This is a genomic window from Pedobacter ginsengiterrae, from assembly GCF_039537385.1.
In the GTDB taxonomy this organism is placed as follows: domain Bacteria; phylum Bacteroidota; class Bacteroidia; order Sphingobacteriales; family Sphingobacteriaceae; genus Pedobacter; species Pedobacter ginsengiterrae.
The window spans coordinates 1-26,202 of record NZ_BAABAK010000011.1 but is presented as its reverse complement, the minus strand read 5'-3'; the positions used below and the strand labels follow the sequence as shown (position 1 = coordinate 26,202).

Sequence of the window (26,202 nt, the reverse complement as noted above, 5' to 3'; positions counted from 1 at the left end):
AGATACTCCATAATATGTTTAAATAGTTAATGCACCATTTTATCGGCGCAGGTGGAGCTTGCAAAAGCTTCGGGTTTGGCTTTGAAAATAAAGCCCATGCTTAAGATATAGCCCATTGCATCGTTCAAAGCTTTATTCGATTTAAACGATGGATTGGTGTTGATGTCTGCATGTACTTCGAGGGCTACATCATAGATATCGAGCAAGTCGCAAATGGAATAGGCTGTTTCAATAGACTTTTGCACCTCCATTAACATTCTTTCCTTAATACTTACCTGTTGATTTGACTTTTCCTGGTGGATGTACATAAAACCACCATGATGTTCTCTTAGTAATACGATTACAGTCGCAAAATCGGTTATTAAACCCTTAACCTGCGAATCGGTTCCGATACAGACTTTAAGTTTGTAACCATTTTCTGTTTCTCTGATAATTGCTTGTTCAATTTCTTCCAGGATAGAAGATTGGATTACTTCGCCACTAAATTTTTTCCATGTCATACATTGTTTTTTTTTGAGGTTAACAAATGGTAATCAGGTTTTTATAAAAATAAGTGCTAAAAATTAAATCCTTGTTAAGTCGATATTGTTTATTTGCTAACAAAAACTTAGTTATCAACAGGTTAAATGTAATTTGTTGGTTATTTTGGTGTTTTTTACAACAATTTCAGTTTACTAAACGTTACATTTACTATTAGTTAACCAAATCGTTTTTTATTATGAAAGCTGAATTAATCCAGGAACTTCAATTATTACAACAAAGTCGTGCTAATAAATTTGCAGATGAACTTGCAGAAACCATTATTTCATCGGTTGATGCTGTTACTGAGAAAGTTACGAATTCTATGTCGCAAAGAGGCAGAATGTTAATGTTATTAGAAAAAAGATTTAATTTTTCTGTTTTAAAAAGATTAAAAACAAGATTTCTGAAGTTCTAATTAAATCTTCGGTAGATAGCAACAAAGAGAAATGATTATCTTTGGCGTAATGATAGAAAATGCGCTTAAAAGATTAAATATAACTGCCCTTAACGATATGCAAAATGCATCGCTTAAGGCAGCAAAAGCTGGCAAAGATGTTGTTTTAATAGCACCTACGGGTTCGGGTAAAACATTAGCATTTTTATTGCCCTTATTGTCGAACCTCAAAGCCGACATTAAAGGTGTACAAGCGCTTGTTTTGGTGCCATCGCGTGAGCTTGCTTTGCAAATAGAGCAGGTTTTTAAGCAAATGGGCACTTCTTTTAAAGTGAATTGCTGTTATGGCGGCCATGCTGTTCGTATAGAAAAGAACAATCTTGCGCATCCGCCCGCTGTATTAATAGGGACCCCTGGGCGAATTGCCTATCACTTGGAACATCAGAATTTTGATGAATCTTTCGTTGAAACCCTAATTCTTGATGAGTTTGATAAATCGCTTGAGTTTGGCTTTGAACAGGATATGTCGTACATCATCGGTTCTCTTTTATCGTTAAAACAACGAATACTTACTTCTGCAACGAAAATGGAAGAAATTCCTGCCTTTGTTAAATTAAATAATCCTGTTGAAGTTGATTTTTCTAAAAATGCAGAAGTAAAGCCCGATTTAAAATTAAAAAAGGTTGTTGCGCCAACAGCGGCTGATAAGCTTGATGTTTTATTTAAATTGCTGAGTAAGATTGGAAACAAGAATACTTTAGTTTTCTGTAACCACCGCGAAACGGTTGACCGAATTAGTGATTTACTTTTTGAACATGGCTTGGAGCACGATGTTTTTCATGGTGGCATGGAGCAGTTTGACCGAGAAAAGGCTTTGCTGAAATTTAGAAACGGAAGCCACAAAATCTTAGTTACAACCGATTTGGCGGCCAGAGGCCTTGATATTCCTGAAGTAGAAAACATCGTTCATTATCAACTTCCTTACACAGAAGACGCCTACATTCATCGTAATGGGCGTACCGCGAGAATGAATGCGAAAGGCACTGCTTATGCGGTTTTAACTAATGAGGAGCATTATAAATATCTGCCAGAAAACATTGAAGAGGAAAAGTTAGGCGAAAAATATAAAATGCCTGAAGTTAGTGATTGGCAAACGCTTTATTTGGCTCATGGTAAAAAAGATAAAATAAACAAGATTGATATTGTTGGTTTATTTTTGCAAAAAGGTGGCTTGGATAAAGAAGATCTGGGACTTATCGAGGTAAAAGACACAACAAGTTACATTGCCGTTAAAAGAAATAAAGTTGATAAACTTTTAAAGGTATTAAGCGGCGAAAAAATAAAGGGTAAAAAACTAAAACTCGAAGTAGCAAGTTAGGTTTTTTGTTAAAGGTTAAAGGTTAAAGGTTAAAGGTTAAAGGTTAAAGGTTAAAGGTTAAAGGTTAAAGGTTAAAATAAATTGGGTGACAAGTTAGGTAATTAAGCCTGATATCTGATTATCTAATTATTCAAAATTCATTGATTAAACATGAGTAACAACGATATATTAAAAAAGCTAAGAGTAGCACTTTCTTTAAAAACTGAAGATATTATAACCATTTGTGATTTGGTTGGTTTTAAAGTAACAAAAGCCGAATTAGGCGATATATTTAGAAACGACGACCATGAAAATTTTAAGCCCTGCGGCGATCAGATTTTACGTAATTTCTTAAACGGTTTGGTTATTTATAAAAGAGGCCCAAGAGAAGAGAAAAAATAAATAATTTAACCTCTGTAGATTTTTTAAATCTTGTTAATTCTCAATTTGATTGTCAGGCTGAGTTTATCGCAATAGGTTTTGCATATCATTGATTTGACAAATGGATCTCTATTAAAAAATGAAAATAATATTATCCCTATTTATTCTCGTTACAAGCGTGTGCAGTTTACATGCACAAAATACGAAAGAAGATTTTTCTGATGATTGGGCGGCTTTATCAAAATATAAAAAAGAAAACGAATTAGTTGGTCTTCCTAAAAAGGGGGAGAAGCGTGTGGTGTTTTTAGGGAGTTCTATTTTTGAATTCTGGAAGCAAAAAGATCCAGCGTATTTTAGTAACAATGCTTATCTAGATCGAGGAATTAGCGGACAAATTTCGCCACAGTTGTTAATCCGTTTCAGGCAGGATGTGATAAATTTAAAGCCTAAAGCTGTAATTATTTTAGCGGGTAGCAATGATCTGGCGGGAAATCGAGGGCATGTTTCGAATGAAACAATTCTCAATAACATTAAATCAATGGCCGAATTGGCCAAAAAAAATCATATAAAAGTTATTCTTTGTAAATATCTGCCAGTTTACGAATACCCTTGGAATAAATCGCTTAAAGGAACAGCAGAGCAAATTATTGCTCTCAATGCAGCTATCGTAGATTACGCTGAATCCAAAAACCTTACTGTTTTAGATTATTTTACCCCTTTGGTTGATAAAAGAAATGGTCAAAAGGCAGAATATACGACAGATGGTGTTCACCCAAATTTGGCTGGCTATAAGGTTATGGAAGTTGTAACCGATGCCGCGATAAAAAAGACTATAGGAAAATAGATAAAAAAAACGCCCGATTCTCATCGGGCGTTTTTTTTAGTTTAATTTTTTGTATCTAATTCGTTTCGGCGCAACATCACCCAGACGTTTCTTTCTGTTTTCTTCGTAATCAGAATAGTTACCTTCAAAGTAATACACTTCAGAATTACCTTCGAAAGCCAAAATGTGCGTACAAATACGGTCTAAGAACCATCTATCGTGACTAATCACAACCGCACAACCTCCAAAGTTTTCTAAAGCTTCTTCCAGCGCACGTAAAGTGTTAACATCGATATCATTGGTAGGCTCATCGAGTAAGAGTACGTTAGCACCTTTCTTTAAAGTAATCGCCAGGTGAACACGATTACGTTCACCGCCTGACAAAATACCAACTTTTTTCTGTTGATCGCCACCGTTAAAGTTGAATTTAGAAACATAAGCACGGCCATTTACAGCTTTTGTACCTAACTGAATATTATCTAAACCATCCGTAATATTTTCATATACCGTTTTATCAGCATCTAAATCGTTATGCATTTGATCTACATAACCTAATTCTACGGTTTCACCAACACGGAAAGTTCCGCTATCGGGTTGATCCTGACCAGTGATTAAACGGAACAAAGTAGTTTTACCTGCACCATTCGGGCCGATAATGCCTACAATACCTGCTGGTGGAAGGGAGAAGTTTAAGTTATCAAACAGTACCTTATCGCCATAAGCCTTCGTTACGTTAGTAGCTTCAATAACTACATTACCCAAACGCGGTCCTGCAGGAATGAAAAGTTCTAATTTGTCTTCTCTTTCTTTTCCATCTTCCGATGCTAACTTATCGTAGTTGGCTAAACGAGCTTTAGATTTTGCATGACGGGCTTTTGGAGCCATACGTACCCACTCTAACTCCCGTTCTAATGCTTTCTGACGCTTGCTTTCCGTTTTATCTTCTTGCGCTAATCTTTTTGCTTTTTGCTCTAACCAGCTACTGTAATTTCCTTTCCATGGAATACCTTCACCACGGTCGAGTTCTAAAATCCAGCCTGCAACATTATCTAAGAAATATCTATCGTGGGTTACTGCTATAACAGTTCCTTCGTAGTTTTGTAAGAACTGTTCTAACCAATCGATACTTTCAGCATCCAAGTGGTTGGTAGGCTCATCCAATAATAAAACATCAGGTTTTTGAAGCAACAAACGGCACATCGCAACACGGCGACGTTCGCCACCAGATAATACACCGATTTTAGTTTCAGGATCAGGACATCTTAAAGCGTCCATTGCTCTTTCCAACTTCGAATCCAGCTCCCAGGCACCCATTGCATCAATTTTATCTTGCAATTCGCCTTGTCTAGCCATTAATTTATCCATGGCATCGGGGTCAGAATAGTTTTCTTCTAAACCAAAAGCTTCATTAACTTCTTCGTATTCTTTTAAAATTGCAGTTACTTCAGCAACCCCTTCTTCAACAACTTCACGTACAGTTTTTTCAGGGTCAAGAATAGGTTCCTGAGCTAAATATCCAACAGAGAAACCTGGTGAAAAAACAACCTCACCTTGGTAAGATTTGTCTAAACCAGCAATAATTTTAAGTAAAGATGATTTACCAGAGCCGTTTAAACCAACAACGCCAATTTTAGCGCCATAAAAAAATGAAAGGTAAATATTTTTTAAAACCTGTTTTTGTGGTGGGTAAATCTTATTTACACCAGCCATTGAAAATATTATTTTCTCGTCAGACATTGTGAAATTTTTGTTTTTGCAAAGATGCTTAATTTCAAATGAAATGGAAACTTGTTTCGAGAAAGATAAAGAGATTAACGAATTGCCAGGATTTGCGTTTAAATGGATAGGAATATAATAGCGATCCAGATTACGCTAAAAACAGAGCCAATGTAAACCATTTGCATGTTCTGCTTGATGTTTTTCTTTACTAAAGATACATAAATTAACCAGCCAATAAAGGCTATAAAATATAAAGGAGCAGCAAATAATAGCATATGAGGTAAGTTTATACTCAAATATAAGCTAAATTCTAGTCATTTAAAGAGTAGTTAAATATCTTTTCAGGCTTTTAAAAGCCTCTTTATTATGTTTCCTTGCAATGGTTACTATTATAACACCATTTTTGATAGACCGTAACAGTAAATCCATAAATTAAATAAACATTTTAGGCTCATTCAAAAAGATTACTTTTGCAGAAATCCTTAATTGATGACTAAGAATAAAAAAAACCTTTCAATTCCGCCAGTACCTGCTGTCTTACTATCTATTATAAGTGTGCAAGGTGGGGCTGCAATTGCTAAAGGAATTTTTCCAGCTTTGGGCGCTGCATCAACTTCTGCATTAAGGATTGGCTTATCTGCTATCATCTTGTTCATTTATAATAGGCCCAATTTAAAAAATTTAACATCAGCACAATGGAAAGCAGTTGCCCTTTATGGTTTAACATTAGGAGCAATGAATTTGATTTTTTACTTAGCACTTGCCAGAATTCCGCTCGGATTGGGGGTTACACTAGAGTTTATCGGTCCGTTGGTTTTGGCTTTAACGGGTTCGAAGCGCATTTTAGACTATTTGTGGGTAATACTTGCTGCGGCGGGAATTGCATTAATTGCGCCATGGAGTAATAATGGTGTAGATTTAATCGGTGTTTTATTGGCGCTACTGGCTGGAGCTTTCTGGGCTGGCTATATTGTTATGGGTGGCCGCATTTCTAAAATAATGGATGGCGGACAAGCAGTTGCAATAGGCATGTTATTTGCCTCTGCCTTAGTGCTTCCTGTAGCCATTTGGGATGGACTTTTATTGAATATAAAACCAGTTTTTTTACTCTCGGGCTTAGCCCTGGCTTTACTATCGAGTGCTATTCCTTTTACCTTAGAAATTAATGCCCTACGGAAAATGCCAGCAAAAACATTTAGTGTTTTAATGAGTTTGGAGCCCGCTGCTGCGGCCTTATCTGGCCTTATATTTTTGCATGAGTATCTTTCGGTTTACGAATGGCTTGCTGTCGGTTTAGTTGTTATTGCCAGTGCAGGGGCTACATTAACAAGTAAAAAACAGGAGCATATTGCTCCAGAATGTTAAGGATCCAACAGATAACCTATACCATTCACAAAAGATTTACCTATCGGCTGGTGTCTCACCCGCCGAAACCCGATAGTTTTACATGCTTGGGTATAGTAACCCGATATAAGTAAAAATACTTTTGTTAATCTTTACCTATTGGCTGGTGTCTCACCCGCCGAAACCCGATGGTTTTACATGCTTGGGTATAGTAGCCCGATATAAGTGAAAATACTTTGGTTAATATTTACCTATCGGCTGGTGTCTCACCCGCCGAAACCTGATGGTTTTACATGCTTGGGTATAGTAGCCCGATATAAGTGAAAATACTTTTGTTAATATTTACCTATCGGCTGGTGTCTCACCCGCCGAAACGCGATGGTTTTATATGCTTGGGTATAGTAACCCGATATAAGTGAAAATACTTTGGTTAATCTTCCAATAAATTCCCTGAGCCATTCGCAAAAGATTACAACGTTAGCGGGACTGGCAATAAATATTAGTAACTACACTGCTTTTCTAAAACAATAGCAACTTTTTAAGGGTTTCTTTCGTATGAATATTTATTTAGGTTAGTAGATTTTCTAAAAGCATATAGATTTTAACGTTGTAATATGTTAAATGATGTCAGCTTGTTTTTATTTTTCTGTCAAAAACTGTAAATTGCATAGTCGAAAAGCAACAATTTGTCAGTAAAATAACCAGAATAAATCCTTACAATTAGACGACAAATAAGGTAGTTTTAGTTATGCTTTAGACTTTAACTTGTTTTAAAACCCACGAAACAGTTATTACGTAGATATATTTAAGCGAGTAATTATTTGTTTGAATGCTATTCATAGAGTAATTTTTAGGTAGTTAGATATCCGAAAGCCTGTTTATCCACCTATATGGCGCAATTGTTGATAAAATAAACAAAACAGTAAGGTCGCTTTTTATAATTAATTTTATAGTTTAGAGGCGAGCTGTTAAGAAAGGTATTATGGAAGCAAAATTTTCACCACAGGTTAAAGATGTAATCTCTTTTAGTAGGGAGGAAGCTCTCCGTTTAGGGCATGATTACATTGGAACCGAACATTTATTATTAGGCCTCATCCGCGAAGGCGATGGTATGGCAATAAAAATTTTACGATCGTTAGGGGTTGATACCAGTAAATTGCGCCGCTCAATTGAAGATGCCGTTCGCGGTACATCGAGTGTTACCGTAAATTTAGGAAATATACCATTAACCAAACAGGCAGAAAAAGTTTTAAAGATTACTTACTTAGAAGCTAAAATATTTAAAAGCGATTTAATTGGCACCGAGCATTTATTATTGTCGGTTTTGAGAGATGATGATAACATTGCCTCACAAATCTTGTTGCAATACGGGGTTACTTATGATGTTTTTAAACAGGAAGTTGAAGTAAATAAAAACGGTTTCAGAGACGATATTTCAAACAGCGCATCGACAGGTGGTGATGATGATTATCGCGAAGAAGAAAGCTTTACGGCGCCTAAAAAGGTTTCTGATATAAAATCTAAAACGCCAGTATTAGATAACTTCGGTCGTGATTTAACGAAGGCCGCAGAAGAAGGTCGTTTAGACCCGATTGTTGGCCGGGAGAAAGAAATTGAGCGTGTTTCGCAAATTTTATCTCGTAGAAAAAAGAACAATCCAATTTTAATTGGAGAGCCAGGAGTTGGTAAGTCGGCAATTGCAGAAGGTTTAGCCTTGCGTATTGTGCAGCGTAAAGTTTCGCGTGTGCTTTTCGGTAAACGTGTAGTTACTTTAGATTTAGCATCGTTGGTTGCTGGTACAAAATACCGCGGTCAGTTCGAAGAGCGTATGAAAGCTGTAATGAACGAGCTTGAAAAGTCTACTGATGTAATTTTATTTATTGATGAGATTCATACAATCGTTGGCGCAGGTGGCGCATCGGGTTCGCTTGATGCATCGAACATGTTTAAACCAGCTTTAGCGAGAGGAGAAATTCAATGTATTGGTGCAACTACTTTAGATGAGTATCGCCAGTATATCGAAAAAGATGGTGCATTAGACCGTCGTTTCCAAAAAGTAATGGTAGAACCAGCTACTCCTGATGAAACTGTAGAAATTTTAACCAGAATTAAAGATAAATATGAAGAACATCATGGCGTAACCTACACCGATGAAGCGATTCAGGCTTGTGTTACTTTAACTTCTCGTTATATTTCGGATCGTTTCTTGCCAGATAAAGCAATTGATGCATTAGATGAAGCAGGTTCGAGAGTTCACTTAACCAACATTCATGTTCCTCAAAACATTATCGATATCGAAGCTAAGATCGAAGATATTAAGTTAGAGAAAAACAAAGTTGTTCGTAGTCAGAAATATGAAGAAGCGGCCAAACTTCGCGATACAGAGAAAAATTTAATTGAAGAATTAGATAAAGCTAAAGCGGAATGGGAAGCTGAAACTAAAACTAAGCGCTACGAAGTTTCTGAAGATAATGTAGCTGAAGTTGTGGCCATGATGACAGGGATTCCTGTACAGCGTGTTGGCCAAACAGATAGCGCTAAGTTATTGAACATGTACGATAAAGTGGCCGAGAAAATTATCGGTCAGGATGATGCGATTAAGAAATTAACCAAAGCCATCCAACGTACCAGAGCAGGTTTAAAAGATCCTAAAAAACCAATTGGTTCATTTATTTTCTTAGGCCCAACTGGTGTTGGTAAAACAGAATTAGCAAAAGAATTAGCTCGTTTCATGTTTGATAGTGATGATTCACTAATTCAGATTGACATGAGTGAATACATGGAGAAATTCGCGGTATCTCGTTTAGTAGGAGCGCCTCCAGGATATGTAGGTTACGAAGAAGGTGGACAATTGACTGAAAAAGTTAGAAGAAAGCCTTATGCTGTAATCTTATTGGATGAGATTGAAAAAGCACACCCTGATGTATTTAATATCTTATTGCAAGTTTTAGATGAAGGTCAGTTAACAGATAGTTTAGGTCGTAAAGTAGATTTTAGAAACACGATTATCATTATGACATCTAATATTGGTGCACGCCAATTGAAGGATTTTGGTCAGGGTGTTGGTTTCTCTACTGCAGCAAAAACAAATCAGGCAGATTCTCACAGTCGTGGTGTAATTGAAAGTGCTTTAAAACGTGCTTTTGCGCCAGAGTTTTTAAACCGTGTTGATGATGTAGTTGTATTTAACAGCTTAGGTAAAGATGAAATTTTCAGAATTATCGATATTGAATTAAAAGCTTTATTCGGTCGCGTTCATACATTAGGTTACGAAATCGTATTAACTGAAAATGCTAAAGATTACATCGCTGATAAAGGATTTGATAGTAATTTTGGTGCCCGTCCGTTGAAGAGAGCTATTCAGAAATATTTGGAAGATCCAATTGCTGAAGAAATTTTGAAAGGCGAATTAACCGAAGGTGATGTTTTAGAAATTGATTATGATAAAACAACAGAGTTAATTAGCATCGTTCATAAAAAGGGCGAGAAGAAAAAAGAAGAACCTAAAAAAGAAGATTCTTCAAATTAATAAATCGAAAAAGCTTCAGATGAAAATCTGGAGCTTTTTTGCTTAAGGTGGTTATTAATAACTGTATTGGTAAACTTACATTTTTGTAAATAACTGGTTAGTAGTGAGTAATAAGTCTGTGCCATCTTGTTGGAAAATAAACAGCAAATTCTTTTTTTACCAATTAACTACGTATTTTCGTTACAAAACCCCGAATTGTGAAGAAGATATTTATCCTGATGATTGGTTTTACCATTGTTTTTACTGCTTGTAAAAAGACAGCAATTGACGTTGAAACGATCCCTCCAATTAATAATGGTGCTGCAGTTACCACAAATTTAAACAACGATCTTTTATTAAAACTTGTAAACGATAAGCGAATTGCTGGTTGTAACTGTGGTACAACGGTTATGCCTCCTGTTGCTAAATTAACCTGGAATAATTTATTAGCGGCCGCTGCATTATCGCATAGTAAAGATATGAATGCCAATAACTACTTTGATCATACTTCTAAAGATGGCAAAAATCCTGGAGATAGAATTACGGCTGCTGGTTACAAGTGGACAACCTATGGAGAGAATATTGCCGCAGGACAACCAACGGAACAATCTGTTTTCGATGCCTGGATAAACAGCGAAGGGCATTGCAAAAATATTATGAATGCTAATTTCAAGGAAATGGGTGCTGCCAAAGATGGCAAATACTGGACTCAGGAATTTGGCAGGCAATAAGTTTTCATGGCTATGGCTGCTACGGCCATGAAATGTTTACTTATCTAGATTAATGCTTTTAAAGCATTGTAATAATTCTCATAATTTTGAGGAGCAGTATTCAAAAATAAAAAAGGCTCGATTAATTCTAATTCCATTAGTAAGAATTGGTTATTTACGAATGTGCCATCAACCCTGGCGTAAAGGCAATCTTTAGCGAAAAGCTTTACATATTCTGCAGCAATTTCTATTAAAGCCTGATCTGGGTTTTGGATATGTACAGAACCCCCATGTGCGGGTTGAACTCTAAAATCTCCTTGTTTTGCTTTTTTAACTAAAGTATGGCTATAAATGCCATTAAAGAAAATAAACGACCATTCGCCGTTTTCTAAAATTTCAGGGAGAAAGGGTTGAATAATAAAATCCTCATTTTGAATAAGCAAACTTAGTTTTTCATTAACCGCCTCAACATTATCTATTGTAACTTTAAATGTATTTTTAGCACCACCACTAACGCAAGGTTTTACAATAAGTTTATCGGTATTAAACTTTTCAAAAAAAGCATTAAGATTTATTTCGTCGCTATTGTTAATGAAAATACTAGGTGTAATATTCAATCCAGCCAACTCAATTTCTTTTAAATAATGTTTATCGGCATTCCATCTAACAATATCAATCGGATTTAACAGTCTGATGTTTTTTCCTTCCAGGAGATTCAACCAACTTTTAAAGTCTTCATATAAATCAAAATAATCCCATGGCGATTTTAATATTGCAAGCTGATAATTTTCCCAGTTAATCTGCTCATCATTCCAAATTACCGTTTCAATATTTAAACCTTTTTCTTTTAAGAATAACAGGAGTTTATCATCTTCACTTTCAACCGTCGGACTATCATAAGCACCTTTATCTTCGTAAGTTATTAAAGCAATATTCATTTTTAAAACTAAGTTTTAATCAACTAACTGACAAATAAAATTAGAATAATGACATTTGATCGGTGGGGATTTTGAATTGACTTCTATCCAAAAATATATCCTTCGTATTTATACCATTAAGTCGACAATGTAACCGAAAACTATCTCTTATCATTTTCGCAATATTGCCGTCGCCTCGCATTCGATCGCCAAATCTGCTGTCGTTAACATTACCACCATGGCAACTTTGTATCATATGCCAAACTTTATCAAACCGATCAGGAAAATTTTTACGCAACCAATCTTCAAAAATTTGAGCAATTGCGCCATTTAAACGAACAATTGTATAACCTGCACGAATGGCGCCCGCGTTAGCAACTGCTTTTAAAACCGTAGGAATTTCATGGTCGCTTAATCCAGGAACTAACGGCGCAACCATTACACCCATCGGAATTCCAGCCTTGCTTAACTCTTCTACAACTTTTAAACGTTGTTTTGCCGTTGCAGTTCTTGGTTCCATAGCTAATCTTAGTTTATCGTTCAAACTATTTATTGATGAATAAACCATAATCAAATTAAGCTTAGCCATTTCTTGCAGAATATCAATATCTCTGAGAATAAGCGAATTTTTTGTGATCATGCCAATTGGCTGCTTATATTCCAGTGCGATTTCTAAAAGCTGGCGGGTAAGCCTGAATTTTCTCTCAGCTGGCTGATAACAATCTGTATTGCCCGATAAAGAAATTGTGGTAGCATCCCAACCTTTCTTTTCCAGAAACTTTTTGAATAGGATAGGAGCATCTTTTTTGACGATTATTTTTCGCTCAAAATCTAAGCCTGCACTGTAACCCCAATACTGATGTGCATTACGGGCGTAACAATAAGTGCAGCCGTGTTCGCAACCCTGGTAAGGATTTAATGAATAATCCATGCCAACATCAGGGCTATCAACTTTATTCACAATGGTTTTCGAGTTTTCGAAGAGAAAAGTTGTTTTGTGATCACTTTCTTCCCAATCATCAATCCCTTCATCATGCTCTTTTACGTAGGCATCTTTTAAAAATTTATTGTGCGGGTTAAATTGAGCGCCTCTTCCCTTAAAATATGTGCTTTCGTCCTCATTAACCATAATATAAAATTACTAATATTTTTAGTAATTTTATGCAGATGTTAATAATTTGTGTAGAAGTATTTACCAGTAGAAAAAGCGCATAGTAACTATTTCTTTCCTATCGGGATATAATCCATCGGCACCATATCGCCTATTTTTTCGTAGGCCCAATAGCCTTCGTAAAGCATAGAGCGTGCATCGTAAACTCCACCATTTGCATAGAAACGAACTGGACCCTGACTTAAATTTATAACTGAGATTTCATTTTCAGGCACATCAAGCGGACGGAAAATCCAAAAACCTGTATTAGAATAAGCAAGAGATTCTTTTTCTTTGGTGTACTGAACACAAAGTGCATCTGTGTAATTGATCCACCTTAAATTGTTATTGTAATCGTGAACAAGCGTATCAGGATTAACATCTGCCCGACTAAATTTATCTATAAACCTTGGCATTTCTTTTTGCTTGGTCCAAAATTCAAGCAGGCCACCATCAATCTTGCCTGCAACTTTTCTTACCCCTGTTTTTTCGGGAAGTGTTTTTATTTTAACAAGCATATCGTTAATTACCTCTTCTGGATAACGATTTGGATTTGGTGTTTTTATAATTTTGTTAATCAGAAATCCTTCTTCCTTACTTTTATTTTCGTAAAGTGAACGGAAAAAATGTTGAGACGAACCGTAATATGCCGTTTCTCTGGCTTCAACATATTTTTTCTTTTTGGCAGCCGAAGCTTTTAATTCTTCAAAAAATGGGTGACCAGAAAAATAAATTATATGTGTGCGACTATTGTATTCAAAATAATCAAGCATATATTTTAACCTATAACCCAAGGCTTTGTTTTCTACAATTAAAAATTCTGTAGTTTTTACGGTTAATAAGCTTTTAGTAACATCAAAATCTACATTTAAAACCTGCGGATTTAAAATTTTGCATTGCTTGGAATTGGGTGTAATTCCAATAAAATACTCTGTAAACTGCTTTATATATTTTGCTCGGTTTGGATCGGCTCTAATGGTAACTTCATTCAGTTGAAATGTATTTTCTTTTAAAAGGAGGTCAACCTGTACCGATTGATCTGAAATGATTACACTTTTAGAAAAAGGTAGATATCCAACCATTTGAACCAATAAATCATAACTCCCTGGTTTAAGGTTTGGTAAGCTAAAGTTACCGTTATTATCTACAACGGTAGCAATTTTATAGCCGCTTAAGTAAACGCCCGCACCAGGTAATACGCCACCATTGTCTCTAACTTTTCCACTTATCGAAAAAGTTCCCTGGCTAAAAGCACTCATTGTAAAAACCCAGAAAAGCAGAAACAGAAAAGCGCTTTTAATCATGAGAGCGAATGTAGCCAAATGGAATAATAATTGTTAAAACTTTTATTGGATTTTAACAATTTTAACATTCTAGGGTTTTTGCTTTGGTGGAAGATAATCGAGCGGCACGCTATCTGCAATTTTTTCCCAACTCCAATAGCCTTCATACAACATAGATCGTGGATTGTAAGTGCCGCCATTCTCATAAAAATAAACAGGAGCAACCTGTAAATTTATAAGTGAAACCTGATAATCGGGCATGTCTAAAGGTCTGGATATCGATTGCCCAATTCGGTTGGCATAACTGGAAGCCTCACGCTCATTTTTATAAATTACATACAGTACATCATTAAAATTAATCGATTTTATACTTTCGTTATACGTTTTAACTAATGTATCGGTATTAACCTGTTGCCTGTTTAGCATGGCGATTGTGGCAGGAGCATTTTTTTGCTTGCTCCAATAGTTAAGAGAATCGCCAGCCATAATTTTTATTGTACCATTCAAAGCCTGTTTAACCTGCATTAATCTTTTAATATTGGCATTAATTAGGCTATCTGGTGCCCTATTTGGATTTGGCTGTCTAATTAATTTGTTAATTTCGAAACCTTCTTCTTTTGATTTTCCTGCATATAAACTATTAAAAAAGTGCTGTGTTGAGCCATGGTACGCTTCAATTCTTTTTTCAGCCCATCTTTTCATTTTCCCTTTCGATCCTTTTAAATCTTCATAATAAGGAAAGCCTTCATAATAAATGATTCTGCTCTTATTATCAAACTCGAAATTATTTAACTGATACTTTACCCGATAACCTAAAGCCTGGTTTTCGATTATTAGAAACTGATTGGTTTTCACCGTTAGCTTAGCATCGTCGTTGCTATAATCAATGATGAGAACATTTGGATTAATAATTTTGCAAAGCTGGGCGTTTGGCGTGGTCCCGATAAAAAAATCGGTAAACATTCTGATATATCCTTCTCGGTTTGGATCTGGTTTAATGGTAACTTCCTGAAGCTGGAAGGCATCTTCTTCTAAAACAAAATCAAATGTTAAGGCTTTATCGGCTACTATAATGTTCTTATTGAAAGCTTTAAAACCGATTAGCTGTACAAGAATATCGTAATTTCCAGGTTTTAAACTTAAGCTATAACGACCATTGTTATCTGCAACGGTAGCAATTTTATAACCACTAACGTATACACCTGCGCCTGGGAGCGGTTCTCCTTTTTTGTCTTTAACTGCGCCCGAAAGCATAAAAGCTTGTTGCGCAAATGTGATCGTGGCGACAAATACAAGCAAAGAAAATATTAACGCTCTTTTCATTAAAACAAATATAAACTAATTTGTTAGTTTATAAAAGAGGTTTAAAAAAACCGTTAATGAAGAAAATTAATTTAATAGTTCCTTCGCATTTTCTATTGCAGAAGCACCAGGATTTCTACCACTTAACATTTCTGCAATTACATTAACTCTTTCTTCCTGCTTTAACTTTCTGATTCCTGTAGTGGTTTTTCCGCCATCATCATTTTTATAAACAAAATAATGCGACTTGCCTTTTGCAGCAATTTGAGGTAAATGGGTGATGGAAATAACCTGCATATCTGCTCCCAATACCGAAATCACTTCGCCAACTTTTAATGCTGTTTCTCCAGAAATCCCTGTGTCAATTTCATCAAAAATAATGGTAGGGAGTGCTGTGTGTTTAGCTAATAATGCCTTAATGGATAACATTAATCTCGAAAGCTCTCCACCCGATGCTACTTTACTAACAGGAGCAGGTAATTGACCCGCATTTGCAGTAAACAGCAAATTAATCTCATCCAAACCATCTTTGTTCAGTTCCGATAATTGATTTTGAGCTAATACTAGTTTAGCATTTGGCATACCAACCTTTATTAAAGTTTGAGCGGTTTGCGCTTCTACTAATTTTATTGCTTTTTTTCGTCCAGCACTAAGCTGGTTTGCTTGTTTAAGCAATTCAGATTCTAACTGTTCGATTTCCTTTTGCAGCTTTTCAATGTTTTCATCAGACGATAATAACTGGTTCAAGTTATTTTCCAATTGTTGTTGCAAGGCCAGTAATTCTGCGTTGCCACCAACCCGATGCTTTTGTTGAAGCGAATAAAGTAAATCTAAACGCTGGTTTATAAGTTCCAGTCGATCGGCGCTATGAATTGTGTTGGCTTCAATGGCCGAAGTTTCATCGGCAATATCTTTAATTTCTATAATTGATGAACGTAAACGTTCGTAAAGCACATTAATATTCGAGTCGAATTTTTCTATACTTTGAAGTTGTAGCTGTGCTTCTTTCAAAAGTTGCATGGCCGAAGGTTCAGCTTCAGTTAATAATCCTGAGGCCGTAATTAATGCCCTCTTAATCGTTTCAGCATGCGTTAATTTTTCCAGTTCAAGCTCCAACTCTTCCTGCTCGCCTTCTTTTAAATTTGCCTGTTCCAATTCATTAAATAAGAACTGTTCGTAATCCTGTTTACTTCTTGCTTCATCAGCATCACTGGTTAATTTTTTTAAACGGCTGGTATCTTGCTTCAGCTTTTTAAAACCTGATCGATACTGAAGTAAAGGGGCATTGTGGTTGGCCAGAGAATCAACAATCAACAATTGAAAATCGGCATTGTTAATTTCTTGTGTGGCATGTTGCGAATGTATGTCAATTAACTTTTCTCCAATTTGTTTTAAAAGCGATAAATTTACTGGCGTATCGTTTATAAAAGAACGTGATTTTCCATCGATAGATATTTCGCGGCGAAGAATGGTTTCGTTAAAAAAATCTAAATCCTGTTCCTCGAAAAGCACTTTTAAATTTTCATCAGCTAATAAAAATGTGCCTTCTATTACGCACTTTTTATCCTGATTAAAGAAATACTTGCTTTCGGCCCTTTGACCTAAAATTAAAGAAAGCGCACCTAAAATGATGGATTTTCCAGCACCAGTTTCACCAGTTATTATGTTTAAGCCTTTATCAAATTCGATATCAAGACTATCAATTAATGCGTAATTACGAATGGAAAGTTTTTGTAGCATACCTAAGCAAAAATACTAAAAAGTTATTTTAACAATGGCCGAAAATAAAAACAGCGAAGATAAATCTTCGCTGTCGGTTATAATTTGTTTGGTTTTTTTATTGTTCTTTCAATTCAAGCTGCTCAGGTTTTTCTTTCTTTTCCTGTTTCTCCATTTTTTCTTTAAGTTCTTTTACTTCCATGTCGAATTTTTGTTTCAACTTTTTATATTCTTCGCTTTGTCTAAGTTTGCTATTTGAGTTGTTGAAATAAAATACAGAGCCGTCTGGACCAGTAAGTTTGTTATTTGAACCTCCAAACGCAGTATCACCTCTTACTATTGTTAGTTCTGATAAGCCTTTAAGACGAGCATTCGTTGAAGCTTTAATTCTGGCCCGATCTAGCTGCGCTCTAAATTCTGGTGTGTTTATTTTGGCCGCCATATCTTCGCCCATTTTTCTCCATTTCGCTTGTGCTTCTGGCGAATTGTATTCTTTGGCAACATCTTCTCCAAATTTTTTCCATTTAGCCTGTGCCTCTGGAGATGAGTATGCCTTTGCTAGATCATCACCCATTTTTTTCCATTTAGCCTGCGCCTGAGGTGATCCATATTCCTTTGCAATATCTTCTCCAAACTTTTTCCATTTTGCCTGAGCTTCTGGCGAGCTGTATTCTTTTGCAACATCTTCTCCAAATTTCTTCCATTTCAACTGGGCAGCTGGCGAATGGAACTCATTGTACATTTTTCTAGTTAATAACGAATCTTTATATTCAAATAACGAATCTGATTTATAAATGAAAGCTCTTCTACCAGCAAAAAGCTCGTCCCTGTAAAAATCTTTTCTCAAGCTATCTGGCATTTCTTTTACCGAATTGTACTCCGTTTTCTTGCCATTTGCATCAATGGTTACAATTTTTATTTTTCGTTTCTTAGTCGTATCCATAAATACAACTGTTTTACCGTTGTCTGCAACAGCAGTAAGTTCAAGGATATTATGTTTAATTTCTTTTTTTACCGTGTTTTTCTTCGCAGTAGGATTAATCCAGGCGATTGAGAATAAGCATGCTACACCTAAAGTTAGCGCTGCCATTTGCTGTTTGGCGTTTAAATAATTTGTTTTCATGTTGGTTATTCTTTTAATACGTTGATACAAATTTTGCGATTTGCCAGTAGCAGCTAATGCATAAGCTGGACTGGTTTTGTCTTTAAGTAGTTCTAGTTTTAGCAGGGCATGCGCATAGTTTAGTGGCTTTCCAGTTATTTTAAGAACCAGATCATCACAAGCATGCTCCCGTTCAATGTGTATAAATTTACCGGCCATCCAAACAAACGGATTGTAAAACAAGAAGGTTTCGATCGCGGTTTTGATTAGGTTTAGTAGAAAATCGTTTCTGCGAACGTGTGATAGTTCATGAATGAGAATGGCCTCAACCTGATCGTTGTCTAATTGGTTAACCAATGCAATAGGGAAGAGTACAACTGGTTTTAAATACCCAATTACCAATGGCACATTTACAATAGCCGATAAATGAAACTGGATAGATTTATTAATTTTTAAATTAGCCGTAACAGTTTCGAAAATGGTTTTCCAATGCGCTGGAATAGCGCTCAGGCTATCCTTTTTTAATTTAGAAAGTTTACTGTAACCTTTAACAATAACATATAACTGCAGTGCAATACCAATCAGGTAGAATATAATTATTAATGGGAAATATTGCTCAGCTTTGCTGCTAAAACTTTGTGGCAAATTATTAAAGTATTGATAAGCCTCTAACTTTTGTACTCCAGACAATGCATTTTGAGTCGGCATATTTTTTATAATATGACTAACAAAATTGTAAACAAAGAAGGCAAACATTAAAACGATTGCTCCAAAAGCGAGGTTGTGCTTATACTTCGCTGCAAGTTTTGGTAAGCTAAGTAATACGATAAACAAAGCCCCATAAATTAGGGCACTTTGCCAAAGCGAGTTAACAATGCTCCAGCCGAATGCTTTGATAAACTGTTGTACTAAAGTTTCCATATTAGTTGTTTTTTTCTAATTGTTCTAAATACTTTTTTATCTCGTCTATTTCATCTGCACTTGCGCTATGGTTACCTAAAGCCTGCATAACCAATCTTGCCGCCGAACCATTAAACACATTGTCAATCATTTTATTTACCAAATGTTTTTCAGTTTTATCCTGATTAACTATCGGTTTGTAGATATGTGTTTTCTGATTGGTATCTCTTTCTACCATTCCTTTTTCATGCATAATTTGCATTAATTTTAAGGTGGTTGTGTAACCAGAATCTTTTTTATCTAAAGCTTCATGAACTTCCCGAACTGTGCAAAGGCCTTTTTGCCAAAGTACTTGTAAGATCTCCATTTCGCCTTCTGTTGGTTTGATGTTGTTATTGCTCATATGTTACAGTTCTACGAATTATTTCGTATTCAAATGTACGAAGTTATTCGTAATATCAAAATGTTTTAACAAATTTTTAACGAAAACGTGTATTGTTTGCTATAAGACGTTGTTTTATCGAAAACGTTGCATGTAATTTTAGGCAATTATTTGCGGAGTAGGGGAGTTTGAAAAACTGCTCGGAGGTAATTCGTTATAATTTAATAAGGACATACTTAATTGCCTTACCGATTTTAATAAAATTATTTGAAGCGCAAAACCTGTGGTTCTTTTGTAAGCTCGTTCCCGCCAATACTACAATCTTTTGGTTACGGTGTCTGCAAGCGTTTAAGTTGTTGTAACCAAAAGTATTTTCGCGTTTGTCGGGGCTAATTAAAAAAGTAATTGCTTTTGGGTTATTTACCTTGAATCTAATAACAAAACCAACATATCACGTAACTCTTTTCCTTTAATATCTTTAGCAATAATTTTTCCATCAGGATCGATTAATACATTAGAAGGTATTGTTGTAACACCATAAAGTTTAGCCGCTTCATTTTCTTTTTTAAGATCAGAAACCTGCATCCACGGAAGTTTGTCTTCCTTTATAGCATTCAGCCAGTTCGTTTTATCTGTATCAATAGATACACTTAAAACAGTGAAGTTTTTAGAATTGTATTGCTTATAAATATTTAAAATATTTGGATTCTCTGCTCTGCAAGGAGCACACCATGACGCCCAAAAGTCAACCAGAACATATTTACCTCGATAAGAAGAGAGTTTAATTGGATTTACATTTATGTCATTTTGTATAAAATCCTTTGCTGGCATGCCTATTGAAATTTTTCTGCCTTCACTAATCCTTCTGATTATTTCCTTGCCTTCTGGCATTGCCTTAAGGTTGGCACTTAACTTGGCAAAACTTTGTTCTACTTGTGGTAAGAATTTGGATGATCGAGCCATACTTCCTAAAGTAAGTAGACTTACATAAGAATCTGGGTGCTTAGTTATAAAGTTAAATTGAATGGGAAATGTATCATAATAGGCAGCCTCTAATCTTGTTTTGTTCAAATTTAGTAATGCCGTATCTTTCAATTCTTTATTAGCATCGCTTAATTTTTTCATTTGCTTATTAAGCGGACCTAATGCTTTAAGAAGTTCTGCATAATCATTATTTGATGGTGTTCCAGAGATGATTGAGTTACTCAAAGTATCGATAGAATTTAGAGTAATTTGTCCTGCCTCAACATAAATGCTAAAGGAATCAGATAGATCTTCGGCATATCTGGGGTTGTTGTTTCTGGATAAATAGCCTCTTACTTTTGTATTAGTGCTTCCTTTAAATTCGAATGTAGATCGATGTACTATAGTAGAATCATCAATTATCTGACCACTTTGTCTGTAGCTTAAAAAGATCTTATCACCATCTTTAAAACCTTTTCCAAAGCCACGAATAATGAAAGATGATTGGGCAAATAAACTTAATGGAAAAAGGCAAACAGTAAGAAACAAAAACCTTTTCATCATTTAAGAGATTTTAAGTGTTGCAAGCAGAAATTAATTCTGTTTTAAACCTTCGTATTTGCCAATATTTGCTGGGTCGATTTCTGAAAGCATATTGTAAGCCTTCATTCTTTCCTGGGTATTTAACTTTGAAAGTATATTGGTAATTTCTTCGGCTTTTGTTGCGAAGTACACATTTGGAAAAATTGAACCTAACTTCTGTTTATCCATTTGTTGCAAGGAAGAAAGTGCGTTTACAATCGGCATTAGTCCTTTATCGTTATCCGTTAATTGATCTAAACCAGAGAAATGATAATTGTAAATGAAATTGCGTAGCTCAGAGAAAATTGGATTTAGCGCATTTTCATTGAACCAGAAACGATTGCGTAACCCATCGGCCGCTCTCCAGCCAGCATTACCCGAAGCTTGTGCCAGATTAATAATGTTTTGAGCCTTTTTAAAGTAAAAAGTACCGCCCATTTTACTAAAACTATCTTTATCTAAACCAATAATGGTATAAGCATAATAGGTTAGCAGAGCGCTGATATTCGAAATGTAATTCTGGTCAGAAAAATCGATTACGGAGCCATCATTAAAGCTAAAGTCGAAATTTTTATCGCTCATGTTTAGCAGTGTGCTGTTGTAAGTGCTGTTAAAAACAGGGCGACTGCTTTGAATTTGAGCCTCGGCCGTATAACCAGAACCACCATCCCAGGAGTTTATCGTAATTACAAAATTGCAGTCAATGCGTTCTTGTGGCTTATAGCTTTCGTTCGTAAACTTATTGTTGTTTAAAAAATCCCGAATCGTTTTTTGTAAGGCATCTAGTGTAGGTTTGCTAATATTCGAAACCTGGGGCGCTAATAATTGTACCCTTGCATTAAGTTCCTGTGCCTGTAGTTTTCCAAAACCAATAAGCAATAGCAAACAAATAATCCTTTTTATCATTATATTATTTTTAAAATGGCTTCGCAAATATCTTTCGCAACTTCAGTTTTCGATTTTAATTCGAATACCGTTTTCTCTAAAGCCTTGTTAAAAATAGTAATTTTATTTGTATCTGATTTAAATCCTGCACCAGCATCGTTTAACGAATTTAAGACAACTAAATCTAGATTTTTCTTTTCCAGTTTGCCTTTCGCATAATTTTCTTCGTCGTTAGTTTCTAAAGCAAAGCCAACTAATATCTGATTCGGTTTTTTACTTTTTCCTAATGACGCAAGAATATCGGTTGTTTTCTCTAATTCTAAGTTAAAATCGCCGTCTTGTTTTTTAATCTTTTGGTTAGCTACGGTTTTAGGCTTATAGTCTGCAACAGCTGCACACATTACTGTAATATCGGTTTCATTAAAAAGAGCGTTGCAGGCATTTAGCATATCTAAAGCGCTTACTACATTTATTCTTTTTAAGGTTTGATTTGATTGTTGAGCAGTTGGCCCTGCAATTAAAGTTACCTCAGCACCTAAACTTGCAAGTTCATCGGCAATGGCAAAACCCATTTTACCTGAAGAATGATTTCCAATAAAACGAACTGGATCAATGGCTTCGTAAGTCGGTCCCGCTGTAACCATAACCTTTTTGCCAAACAAAGGCATCGATTTTTTTATGGCATTGTCAAGAAAAGAAACAATTTCTTCAGGTTCAGCCATTCGGCCTTCTCCAACTAAGCCACTTGCTAGTTCACCATTTCCTGGCGAAATAACAACATTGCCAAAGCTGCTTATGCGCTCAATATTTTGTTGTGTGCTTTCATGCTTCCACATATCCAAATCCATAGCGGGTGCTACATAAACAGGACACTTGGCAGAAAGATAAACCGCAGTTAACAGATTATCACATATTCCAGTAGAAAGTTTAGCTAAAGTATTGGCACTAATTGGGGCAATAATTATTAAATCAGCCCAAAGCCCAAGTTCTACATGGTTGCTCCATACCCCAGTTTCTTCTTCGAAGTATTGTGTATAAACAGGATTTTTAGAAAGCGTAGCAAGGGTGAGTGGTGTTATGAAATTAGCACCATCGGGGGTAAGGATAACCTTAACGTTTGCACCAGCTTTAACTAAAAGCCGAACTAAAAATGCCGACTTATATGCTGCGATGCTACCGCAAACGCCAAGGATTATATTTTTATTTTTCAGCATAGCGTAAACGCATTACTTTATAATGCAAAGAGCCAGAGCGTATGCATATTAACGCCATGCCCTAAACGCCATGCTTTGCAATTTACTTTTGTTCTTTTGAAGGATTTCTGTGATAAATTTTTTCGTTTAAAAACTCATCAATTGCAACCAAAACAGGCTTAGGCATACGCTCATAGTGCTTGCTGATTTCAATTTGCTCACGGTTTTCAAAAATCTCTTCTAAGTTATCATTGCTCGATGCAAATTCTGCCAATTTACCATGCAATTCTTCTTTCATGTTATTCGAAATCTGATTTGCTCTCTTAGCAATAACAACTAAAGACTCATATAAGTTATCAGTTGATTTATCTAAATCGCGTACATTTCTAGTAATTGTTGTATTTGGTACAGCAGGTTTGTTAGTATTCATGTGTTACTTGTTTTTAATATTTGTGTTATCTGCTTTAATTGGCTTTGCAGAAATTGTGTCTTTAATTTTGCCTGTTCTTTTAAGCATTTCCATATACTTAGCCTGGTCGGCAGCAAAAGTAGCCATTTCTTGTTTGTTAAATGCTATACCAGATTCAATATCTGATTTAAGCTGTTTAGCATCATTGGTAAACTTACTTTTAGGGTAGTTTTGTGTAAACTCATTATATAAGTCGGTAGCCTCATTATATCTATCTTCCTGACGAACAGGGATACTGTTTTTAGCATACATATACTGAGATTTGATCATTAGAAAATCCATTTCTTCAGCATATTTAATATCTGGGTAATCTCTTTGTGCATTTTTTAACGCAATAACTGCAGCTCTGTAATTTTCTACATTACTCGGGCCAGTAGTTAAATACATTTTCGCATTTTCAAAGGCCTTATCTTCCAATTTACCTCTAAGCGTTGCAATATACTTTGCAGCAGCCACAGCACGATCGCTTGTTGGGTATAAGTTGATAAATAATTGCAATGCATCAATAGCTTTATACGTATTCTCCTGATCTAAAGAAAAAGTTGGCGATTCTAAATAGTAGCAATATGCTGCCATATAACGAGCCTCCTCTGCATCTTTACTCGCAGGATAAGTGTCGGCAAAGCTTTTAAATTGATATCTTGCAGTAGTATAATCCTGTAATTTATATAAAGTATTGGCGTAATAAAAGTTCAAACCCTCAGCTTGCTCACGTCCGCGATATTTCTGAGATAAATCTTCGAAAAGCACTAATGCTTTACTAAAATCCCTTTTATTATATAATCTAATAGCCTCCTGGTATTTTTTAGCAACGTCATTACTAGCCCTAAGTTTTTCGAAACGACTTTTACACCCCGCCATACCAATAGCGGCAACAAATACTAAAATAATTAAGTGTTTAACTTTAAACATTCTGCAAAGATAATTAATAATACGATAACATCAATAAAAACAATTCTGCGCTAAGCTATGGAAAGCAAATCAGTACATATATATAGTTAACAATTTTTAACATATAGTTTTATTATATGTAAATCAACGTTTGTTCTACTATTATTCTGCAGTCCCGCCCTCCATTCCAAATCCTCGGTTAGGGTGTGTGCCGATCTCATCGTTACTTCATCCTGCGGGTTTTCCATTAGGGTCGGGTTTAATTCATTCTGGCTAGTATTTCAAAGGCCAGGTTGCACGGTTGTAGATCCTGCAATTCTTATTATATCAAAAAAAGTATTCTGATAACTTATGTTCTAATAAGTAGCCGAAAAAATCTCTTGGCTTCAATCCCGCTACCACCTTTTATAGCCATTTAAAACCTTCGCGGATAATTCCCCATTTGTCATCAGGATTTAGACAGGGTAAACACAGGCTTTATACAGGGTTACTGACCCTGTTGTAACCGAGTCCTGACCGAGTTTACACCCTGTTATCACCCTGTTAACCCTAGCCAAAAAAATCTCTGGTCAACTAAGAAACTTTGCCCGAATACAGCTGTCTCCCTCATCAACTTTAGAATCCTCAACTAATTAACTTCGAAATCCCCTTTAATCGATGTTATTTAATTTTCTACCATTCCCCCGAAACCCTCTTAATCATCTGTAAAAACTATAATTTCAACTTCTGGCATTCATATATATACTACCTGCTATACATAATACGAGTAAACCTTCTATATGTCCTATCTATCGATATGGCTAAAAACCGCAACGTGCAAACTAATCCGCCATCAACTTAGATGTTCTAAGAGTTCTTAGATGGTTAAAATTCGTGCAACATATAACTAAATCCGCCTTTAACATAAATGTCCTATCTATTTATATGGCTAAAAACCGCAACGTGCAAACTAATCCGCCATCAACTTAGATGTTCTAAGACTACTTAGATGGTTAAAATTCGTGCACCATATAACTAAATCCGCCTTTAACATAAATGTCCTATCTATATATATGGCTAAACCCGCAACGTGCAAACTAATCCGCCATCAACTTAGATGTTCTAAGAGTTCTTAGCTGGTTAAAATTTGTGCACCATATAACTAAATCCGCCTTTAACATAAATGTCCTATCTATATATATGGCTAAAACCCACAAAGTGCAAACTAATCCGCCATCAACTTAGATGTTCTAAGACTTCTTAGATGGTTAAAATTCGTGCAACAGGTAACAAAATGCTTTTCAGTCCCCCGACATTTAGCATCCAGACGCCCAGCCAAACAAACCAGGTTTAAAAAAGTTTTCATTTTTTCTTATTGATCTTCATGGAGTTAGTGTGGTGTTAACAAATAAAAGCGGGGCAGGCTTTGGAGGAGTGAATAATTTTCCTACTTTTGCATCCCGCTTCGGAAGGAAGGGAAAAGATGTTTGAGGTATTGTAGGGCAGGAAAAGGAGCTTAAATTATTTTAAAATAAGCTTTGCAGGAATGCTAAATATTATTACCTTTGCATCCCGCTTCGGAAGGAAGAGGGAAAAAATGAAAGACTGGGAATAAGGGTTGTTAGCGAGCGAGATGAGTGATAATGATTAACCTTTAAAACAAACGAAAAAATAAAAATTATTTTATTTGGAAGTTTAAAAAAGATTCCTACCTTTGCACTCCCAAC

Annotated in this window: 21 protein-coding genes; 7 read left to right on the top strand and 14 right to left on the bottom strand. The window is 35.6% G+C overall.

Annotation, left to right across the window (positions count from 1 at the left end):
• Nucleotides 1–26 precede the first annotated feature (26 nt).
• Entirely contained in the window at nucleotides 27–500 is a 474-nt protein-coding gene (locus ABD692_RS11515) for a ribonuclease H-like YkuK family protein (RefSeq protein WP_316764930.1), read from the bottom strand.
• Nucleotides 501–718: 218 nt separating this feature from the next.
• On the opposite strand from ABD692_RS11515, the gene ABD692_RS11510 reads away from it, so the two are divergent.
• The 4 genes from ABD692_RS11510 (at nucleotide 719) to ABD692_RS11495 (ending at nucleotide 3,498) form a co-directional block, all read left to right on the top strand.
• Entirely contained in the window at nucleotides 719–937 is a 219-nt protein-coding gene (locus tag ABD692_RS11510; RefSeq protein WP_316764932.1) for a hypothetical protein, read from the top strand.
• Nucleotides 938–968: 31 nt separating this feature from the next.
• A complete protein-coding gene (locus ABD692_RS11505; protein WP_344767122.1) occupies nucleotides 969–2,294 on the top strand; it encodes a DEAD/DEAH box helicase in 1,326 nt (441 codons plus the stop codon).
• A gap of 150 nt (nucleotides 2,295–2,444) precedes the next feature.
• Nucleotides 2,445–2,675: a DUF1456 family protein gene (locus tag ABD692_RS11500; RefSeq protein WP_123205800.1), complete on the top strand. Its 231-nt coding sequence runs from the start codon at nucleotides 2,445–2,447 to the stop codon at nucleotides 2,673–2,675.
• A 118-nt stretch (nucleotides 2,676–2,793) separates the two neighbouring features.
• Complete coding sequence (locus ABD692_RS11495) at nucleotides 2,794–3,498, top strand: SGNH/GDSL hydrolase family protein (RefSeq protein WP_344767117.1); 705 nt, start codon at nucleotides 2,794–2,796, stop codon at nucleotides 3,496–3,498.
• A 36-nt stretch (nucleotides 3,499–3,534) separates the two neighbouring features.
• Here the strand turns inward: ABD692_RS11495 and ettA are convergent, their stop codons facing one another.
• Complete coding sequence (ettA, locus tag ABD692_RS11490; protein WP_316764940.1) at nucleotides 3,535–5,214, bottom strand: energy-dependent translational throttle protein EttA; 1,680 nt, start codon at nucleotides 5,212–5,214, stop codon at nucleotides 3,535–3,537.
• 471 nt (nucleotides 5,215–5,685) lie between these two features.
• Between ettA and ABD692_RS11485 the strand changes: the two genes are divergently transcribed.
• The 3 genes from ABD692_RS11485 to ABD692_RS11475 all read left to right on the top strand — a co-directional run bounded on the left by ABD692_RS11485 (nucleotide 5,686) and on the right by ABD692_RS11475 (nucleotide 10,779).
• Entirely contained in the window at nucleotides 5,686–6,561 is an 876-nt protein-coding gene (locus tag ABD692_RS11485) for an EamA family transporter (protein ID WP_344767115.1), read from the top strand.
• Between the two features lie 961 nt (nucleotides 6,562–7,522).
• Complete coding sequence (locus ABD692_RS11480) at nucleotides 7,523–10,069, top strand: ATP-dependent Clp protease ATP-binding subunit (RefSeq protein ID WP_316764942.1); 2,547 nt, start codon at nucleotides 7,523–7,525, stop codon at nucleotides 10,067–10,069.
• Nucleotides 10,070–10,266: 197 nt separating this feature from the next.
• The gene (locus ABD692_RS11475) at nucleotides 10,267–10,779 is read left to right on the top strand and encodes a CAP domain-containing protein (protein WP_344767112.1); all 513 of its coding nucleotides are present in this window, start codon (nucleotides 10,267–10,269) and stop codon (nucleotides 10,777–10,779) included.
• A gap of 44 nt (nucleotides 10,780–10,823) precedes the next feature.
• Here ABD692_RS11475 and ABD692_RS11470 read toward each other — a convergent pair whose 3' ends face one another.
• From ABD692_RS11470 to ABD692_RS11415, 12 genes are all read right to left on the bottom strand, one after another.
• Nucleotides 10,824–11,696 carry an ATP-grasp domain-containing protein gene (locus ABD692_RS11470; RefSeq protein WP_344767109.1) on the bottom strand — a complete coding sequence of 291 codons (873 nt, stop codon included), beginning with the start codon at nucleotides 11,694–11,696 and terminating at the stop codon, nucleotides 10,824–10,826.
• A 40-nt stretch (nucleotides 11,697–11,736) separates the two neighbouring features.
• The gene (locus ABD692_RS11465) at nucleotides 11,737–12,804 is read right to left on the bottom strand and encodes a PA0069 family radical SAM protein (protein WP_344767107.1); all 1,068 of its coding nucleotides are present in this window, start codon (nucleotides 12,802–12,804) and stop codon (nucleotides 11,737–11,739) included.
• 89 nt (nucleotides 12,805–12,893) lie between these two features.
• Nucleotides 12,894–14,129: a carboxypeptidase-like regulatory domain-containing protein gene (locus tag ABD692_RS11460; protein WP_344767105.1), complete on the bottom strand. Its 1,236-nt coding sequence runs from the start codon at nucleotides 14,127–14,129 to the stop codon at nucleotides 12,894–12,896.
• 69 nt (nucleotides 14,130–14,198) lie between these two features.
• Nucleotides 14,199–15,431 carry a carboxypeptidase-like regulatory domain-containing protein gene (locus ABD692_RS11455; protein WP_344767103.1) on the bottom strand — a complete coding sequence of 411 codons (1,233 nt, stop codon included), beginning with the start codon at nucleotides 15,429–15,431 and terminating at the stop codon, nucleotides 14,199–14,201.
• Between the two features lie 66 nt (nucleotides 15,432–15,497).
• The gene (gene recN / locus ABD692_RS11450; protein WP_344767101.1) at nucleotides 15,498–17,150 is read right to left on the bottom strand and encodes a DNA repair protein RecN; all 1,653 of its coding nucleotides are present in this window, start codon (nucleotides 17,148–17,150) and stop codon (nucleotides 15,498–15,500) included.
• Between the two features lie 97 nt (nucleotides 17,151–17,247).
• Nucleotides 17,248–19,152 carry a M56 family metallopeptidase gene (locus ABD692_RS11445; protein ID WP_344767099.1) on the bottom strand — a complete coding sequence of 635 codons (1,905 nt, stop codon included), beginning with the start codon at nucleotides 19,150–19,152 and terminating at the stop codon, nucleotides 17,248–17,250.
• 1 nt (nucleotide 19,153) lies between these two features.
• A complete protein-coding gene (locus ABD692_RS11440; protein ID WP_344767097.1) occupies nucleotides 19,154–19,534 on the bottom strand; it encodes a BlaI/MecI/CopY family transcriptional regulator in 381 nt (126 codons plus the stop codon).
• Nucleotides 19,535–19,933: 399 nt separating this feature from the next.
• Nucleotides 19,934–21,040 carry a redoxin domain-containing protein gene (locus ABD692_RS11435; protein WP_344767095.1) on the bottom strand — a complete coding sequence of 369 codons (1,107 nt, stop codon included), beginning with the start codon at nucleotides 21,038–21,040 and terminating at the stop codon, nucleotides 19,934–19,936.
• A 30-nt stretch (nucleotides 21,041–21,070) separates the two neighbouring features.
• On the bottom strand, nucleotides 21,071–21,964 hold the full coding sequence (gene porD, locus ABD692_RS11430; RefSeq protein ID WP_344767093.1) for a type IX secretion system protein PorD: 894 nt from the start codon (nucleotides 21,962–21,964) through the stop codon (nucleotides 21,071–21,073).
• Nucleotides 21,964–23,157 (bottom strand): bifunctional phosphopantothenoylcysteine decarboxylase/phosphopantothenate--cysteine ligase CoaBC, encoded by a 1,194-nt coding sequence (gene coaBC / locus ABD692_RS11425; RefSeq protein WP_344767091.1) that lies wholly within the window; start codon nucleotides 23,155–23,157, stop codon nucleotides 21,964–21,966. The genes porD and coaBC overlap by 1 nt, the downstream gene beginning before the upstream one ends.
• An 82-nt stretch (nucleotides 23,158–23,239) precedes the next feature.
• A complete protein-coding gene (locus ABD692_RS11420; protein ID WP_316764962.1) occupies nucleotides 23,240–23,566 on the bottom strand; it encodes a DNA-directed RNA polymerase subunit omega in 327 nt (108 codons plus the stop codon).
• 3 nt (nucleotides 23,567–23,569) lie between these two features.
• Nucleotides 23,570–24,517 (bottom strand): outer membrane protein assembly factor BamD, encoded by a 948-nt coding sequence (locus ABD692_RS11415; protein WP_316764964.1) that lies wholly within the window; start codon nucleotides 24,515–24,517, stop codon nucleotides 23,570–23,572.
• Nucleotides 24,518–26,202 lie beyond the last annotated feature (1,685 nt).

What these genes read in the sequence shown, in the direction of transcription:
- ABD692_RS11515 (WP_316764930.1), bottom strand. Translation starts at nt 500, where the DNA reads ATGACATGGAAAAAATTTAGTGGCGAAGTAATCCAATCTTCTATCCTG.
- ABD692_RS11510 (WP_316764932.1), top strand. Translation starts at nt 719, where the DNA reads ATGAAAGCTGAATTAATCCAGGAACTTCAATTATTACAACAAAGTCGT.
- ABD692_RS11505 (WP_344767122.1), top strand. Translation starts at nt 969, where the DNA reads ATGATTATCTTTGGCGTAATGATAGAAAATGCGCTTAAAAGATTAAAT.
- ABD692_RS11500 (WP_123205800.1), top strand. Translation starts at nt 2,445, where the DNA reads ATGAGTAACAACGATATATTAAAAAAGCTAAGAGTAGCACTTTCTTTA.
- ABD692_RS11495 (WP_344767117.1), top strand. Translation starts at nt 2,794, where the DNA reads ATGAAAATAATATTATCCCTATTTATTCTCGTTACAAGCGTGTGCAGT.
- ettA (WP_316764940.1), bottom strand. Translation starts at nt 5,214, where the DNA reads ATGTCTGACGAGAAAATAATATTTTCAATGGCTGGTGTAAATAAGATT.
- ABD692_RS11485 (WP_344767115.1), top strand. Translation starts at nt 5,686, where the DNA reads ATGACTAAGAATAAAAAAAACCTTTCAATTCCGCCAGTACCTGCTGTC.
- ABD692_RS11480 (WP_316764942.1), top strand. Translation starts at nt 7,523, where the DNA reads ATGGAAGCAAAATTTTCACCACAGGTTAAAGATGTAATCTCTTTTAGT.
- ABD692_RS11470 (WP_344767109.1), bottom strand. Translation starts at nt 11,696, where the DNA reads ATGAATATTGCTTTAATAACTTACGAAGATAAAGGTGCTTATGATAGT.
- ABD692_RS11465 (WP_344767107.1), bottom strand. Translation starts at nt 12,804, where the DNA reads ATGGTTAATGAGGACGAAAGCACATATTTTAAGGGAAGAGGCGCTCAA.
- ABD692_RS11460 (WP_344767105.1), bottom strand. Translation starts at nt 14,129, where the DNA reads ATGATTAAAAGCGCTTTTCTGTTTCTGCTTTTCTGGGTTTTTACAATG.
- ABD692_RS11455 (WP_344767103.1), bottom strand. Translation starts at nt 15,431, where the DNA reads ATGAAAAGAGCGTTAATATTTTCTTTGCTTGTATTTGTCGCCACGATC.
- recN (WP_344767101.1), bottom strand. Translation starts at nt 17,150, where the DNA reads ATGCTACAAAAACTTTCCATTCGTAATTACGCATTAATTGATAGTCTT.
- ABD692_RS11445 (WP_344767099.1), bottom strand. Translation starts at nt 19,152, where the DNA reads ATGGAAACTTTAGTACAACAGTTTATCAAAGCATTCGGCTGGAGCATT.
- ABD692_RS11440 (WP_344767097.1), bottom strand. Translation starts at nt 19,534, where the DNA reads ATGAGCAATAACAACATCAAACCAACAGAAGGCGAAATGGAGATCTTA.
- ABD692_RS11435 (WP_344767095.1), bottom strand. Translation starts at nt 21,040, where the DNA reads ATGATGAAAAGGTTTTTGTTTCTTACTGTTTGCCTTTTTCCATTAAGT.
- porD (WP_344767093.1), bottom strand. Translation starts at nt 21,964, where the DNA reads ATGATAAAAAGGATTATTTGTTTGCTATTGCTTATTGGTTTTGGAAAA.
- coaBC (WP_344767091.1), bottom strand. Translation starts at nt 23,157, where the DNA reads ATGCTGAAAAATAAAAATATAATCCTTGGCGTTTGCGGTAGCATCGCA.
- ABD692_RS11420 (WP_316764962.1), bottom strand. Translation starts at nt 23,566, where the DNA reads ATGAATACTAACAAACCTGCTGTACCAAATACAACAATTACTAGAAAT.
- ABD692_RS11415 (WP_316764964.1), bottom strand. Translation starts at nt 24,517, where the DNA reads ATGTTTAAAGTTAAACACTTAATTATTTTAGTATTTGTTGCCGCTATT.